Annotated in this window: 1 protein-coding gene; it reads right to left on the bottom strand. The window is 33.2% G+C overall.

Annotated elements, in window-relative coordinates:
* Window positions 1–72 precede the first annotated feature (72 nt).
* Window positions 73–1,408: peptide pheromone-binding protein TraC (gene traC / locus KQI94_RS15995; RefSeq protein WP_216454642.1), on the bottom strand; the 1,336-nt coding region annotated here is incomplete at its 5' end.

Consider the following 1,408-nt stretch of genomic DNA (forward strand, 5'->3'; position numbering starts at 1 on the left):
TTGTCGTTAAAAACATTGTACCGTAAAAGGACTGTTATATGGCCTTTTTACTTTTACACAATTATACGGACTTTATCCATATTTTGCTCCTATTGAATGCATTAAAACATTTTTTATTTTACTTTTTTCTAATTTTGCTGTTCCAACTTGAAAAATTGGAACGACCCCCATATCATTGATCAACAATTTTTCAGCTTTTTTCAATTCTTGCCAACGTTTAGAAGAAGAATCCTTTAGCAATTCATCAAAATTTTTATTTGAATATCCACCATGATTCATTGGACTATTTGTTTCAAAGTTTGCTAAAAAGCTAATAGGGTCTGCATAATCAGCTTGCCATCCACTTAGGCTCAAAGTAAAATCCTTTTTTGTTAGGCGTTCCATAAAGACATTTGCAGGAATTGGCGTCACAGTAACCTTCAATCCTTCTAAGCTATCTTGCAACTGTCCTTGCAGAAATTCTCCTGCCTTTTGTTCAAACTCTCCATCACTTACAAGTAAATCTAAAGAAGTATTTTGGGATAAATCAATTTCTTTTTTAGCCTTATCCCAATACTCTTCTGCTTGTTTTTTGTTAAATTCAACTAATTTTTCATTAGCAAAATCTTTTTTATTTACTGGATTAAAAGCCATTTCTTTTGGTACTACGCCAACAGAAGCAACGGACCCATTATCTAGTAATTTTTCAACTAGACTTTCCCGATCAATAGCATAGCTAATCGCTTTTCGGGCATTTTTGTTTTGTAAAAGTTTATTTTCCCCAGTTTGGTTCATTTCTAAAAACATTGTATTGGCCATTAATGTTGTTGAATATTCTTTATCTTTCTTGTATTGTTTTGCATACTCCCCAGCTAAAGGCGCATCATCTAATTGTCCATCATTATACAAATTTATTCCTGTATTAATTTCTTTGACGACTTGGAAGTTAATTTTATCCATAGAGACATCTTTTTGATCCCAGTACTCTTTATTTTTAGAAATCGTCCACTTATCGGAAGTGCCTACCCCCTCTAAATTTGTTAAGTTAAATGCCCCATTTGTTACGATTGCTTTTTTAGAAGTACCATAGTCTTTCCCATACTCTTTAATTGCTTTCTGCTGTACTGGATAGTAAGCCGTTAAGGATAACAGATCAGTAAAATAAGGTGTTGGTTCAACTAATTCAATTTCTAATGTTTTCTCACCACTACTTTTCACTGCTAAAGTATCTTTGGATTGTTTTCCTGAAGCAATTTCTTTGGCATTTTTTATAGCAGAAAACAGTTCCACATTTGGAGACGCTGTTTTAGGATCTACAACTCTTTGCCATGCCGTTACAAAATCACTAGCAATTATTTGTGTACCATCAGACCACTTAGCGCCATCTCTAATCACAATGGTATAAGTTTTGCCATTATTCGATACTTTT

This window comes from Enterococcus sp. S183_ASV_20 (genome assembly GCF_018919685.1).
Taxonomy (GTDB): domain Bacteria; phylum Bacillota; class Bacilli; order Lactobacillales; family Enterococcaceae; genus Enterococcus; species Enterococcus faecalis.